The sequence below is a fragment of the Pantoea sp. genome, from assembly GCF_039594315.1.
In the GTDB taxonomy this organism is placed as follows: Bacteria; Pseudomonadota; Gammaproteobacteria; order Enterobacterales; family Enterobacteriaceae; genus Pantoea.
On record NZ_JBCNNP010000112.1, the window covers coordinates 1 to 2511 of the forward strand.

1 protein-coding gene and 1 pseudogene are annotated in these 2511 nt (G+C 54.6%); both read right to left on the reverse strand.

Features of this window, described 5'->3' with window-relative positions:
* Positions 1-7 precede the first annotated feature (7 nt).
* On the reverse strand, positions 8-2395 hold the full coding sequence (gene pheT, locus ABDW13_RS23440; RefSeq protein WP_343554890.1) for a phenylalanine--tRNA ligase subunit beta: 2388 nt from the start codon (positions 2393-2395) through the stop codon (positions 8-10).
* 14 nt (positions 2396-2409) lie between these two features.
* Positions 2410-2511: pseudogene (locus ABDW13_RS23445) on the reverse strand (phenylalanine--tRNA ligase subunit alpha); the annotation flags it as partial.

A 2511-nucleotide genomic window follows, 5' to 3' on the forward strand; every position in this document is an offset into this window, starting at 1 on the left:
CATAGGTTCAATCCCTCAAGGTTGCCTGGAATCGCTCTTTTAATGCCGCAACGCATTTGGCAACGGTCGCGGCAATCTCCTCTTCTTCGAGTGTCCGGCTGGTATCCTGCAAAATCAGGCTAATCGCAAGGCTCTTTTCACCCTCGTTTACGCCCTTACCACGGTACACGTCAAACAAGTTTACGCCAACTACCTGATTTACGCCAACTTTCTTACACTCCGCAATGATATCTGCTGCGGGCACGTTTTCAGCCACGACAACAGCGATATCGCGGCGGTTTGCCGGGAAGCGAGAAATCTCGCCCGCATCAGGCAGGACGCGGTCTGCGACCTTATTCCAAAGCAGTTCAAACACTAAGGTGCGACCGTTAAGATCCAGCTTACGTTCCAGCTCCGGATGAACCACCCCGATAAATCCGATTCGTTCGCCGTGTAAATAAATTGCAGCGCTTTGTCCTGGATGCAGCGCCGGATTGGCTTCGGCACGGAAGGAAATTGCATCAAGTTTACCGGTCAAATCTAATACCGATTCTAAATCGCCTTTCAAATCATAGAAGTCAACCGTCTGGCGCGCCAGATCCCAATGCTCTTCATAGCGATTACCGCTTAAAACGCCCGCTAGCATAAGATCCTGACGGATGCCGAGATCGGCCTGAGTATCAGGCACAAAGCGTAAACCGCTCTCAAACAGGCGTACACGGCCTTGCTGACGGTTTTGGTTGTACATCACCGCGCCGAGCAGACCGGTCCACAGCGACAAGCGCATAGCGGACATATCGCTGGAAATCGGGCTTGGCAGAATCAGCGCTTCTTCACCCGGATGCAGCAGTTGCTGAATTTTTGGATCAACGAAGCTGTAGGTGATGGCTTCCTGATAACCTTTATCGACCAACATATTTTTCGCACGCTTCAGCGACAAATTGGCTTCGCGATGCTGAGTCATGATCAGGCTGGCTTTAACCGGAACATCGGGAATGTTGTTGTAGCCGTACACGCGCGCCACTTCTTCCACCAGATCTTCTTCAATCGCCATATCGAAACGCCAGCTTGGTGTCACCGCTTGCCATTCACCCGTGCCAACCGTCACTTCACAACCGAGACGGGTCAGGATGTCGGTGACCTGCTCATCGGCAATCACGTGACCAATCAAACGATCCAGCTTTTCACGGCGCAGCGTGATCGTGGCGCGCGGCGGCAATGCGCTGGCGTCGGTTTGATCGATGACTGGGCCCGCGTCGCCGCCACAGATATCCAACAGCAGTTGGGTTGCGCGCTCAATGGCCCTGTGCTGCAAGGCCGGATCGACACCGCGCTCGTAGCGATGTGATGCATCGGTGTGCAAGCCCTGACGGCGTGCGCGGCCGGTAATCGCCAGCGGATCAAAGTAAGCACACTCAAACAGCACGTTCTGAGTTTCTTCATTAACGCCTGAATGCTCACCACCAAAAATGCCGCCCATCGCCAGCGCTTTGTGATGATCGGCGATCACCAGCGTGTCGCCGCTGAGTTTGGCTTCAGTGCCATCCAGCAACGTCAACGCTTCGCCCTCTTTCGCCATACGCACCACGATACCGCCGTCAAGACGATCAAGATCGAAGGCGTGCATCGGTTGGCCGAGTTCCAGCAGCACATAGTTGGTGATATCAACCACGGGATCGATGGAGCGAATGCCGCAACGACGCAGTTTTTCGCGCATCCACAGTGGTGTCGCGGCTTTCACATTGATGCCTTTGACTACACGGCCTAAATAACGTGGGCATGCTGCGGTGGCATCAACGCGAATCGGGAAAGTATCGTTGATGGTCGCTTTGACTGGCTCAATCGCCGGTGCAGTTAACGGTAAGCCGTTCAGCACCGCGACATCACGCGCGATACCAATGATGCCGAGGCAATCGGCGCGGTTTGGGGTGACGCTGATTTCGATGGTGTTGTCATCAAGCTGCAAATAGCTGCGGATGTCAGTGCCAATCGGCGCATCAGCTGGTAATTCAATAATGCCGCTGTGATCGTCGGAAATACCCAGCTCCGAGAATGAGCACAGCATGCCTTCTGACGGCTCACCGCGCAGTTTTGCGGCTTTGATTTTGAAATCGCCCGGCAAGACTGCGCCAACGGTGGCAACAGCCACTTTCAGACCCTGGCGGCAATTCGGCGCGCCACAGACGATGTCCAGCAGGCGATCGCCACCGACATTGATTTTGGTAACGCGCAGTTTGTCGGCATTTGGATGCTGACCGCACTCGACCACTTCACCGATCACCACGCCGTGGAAAGCGCCAGCAACCGGGTCCACGCCGTCCACTTCCAGACCGGCCATGGTGATTTGCTCAGACAGCGCAGCGCTGTCCAGGGCTGGATTTACCCATTCGCGTAACCAGAGTTCACTGAATTTCATTGGATAACCTGCCCTTATTTAAATTGTTTGAGGAAACGTAAATCATTTTCGAAGAAGGCGCGCAGATCGGTCACACCGTAGCGCAGCATGGTCAGACGCTCCATGCCCATGCCAAA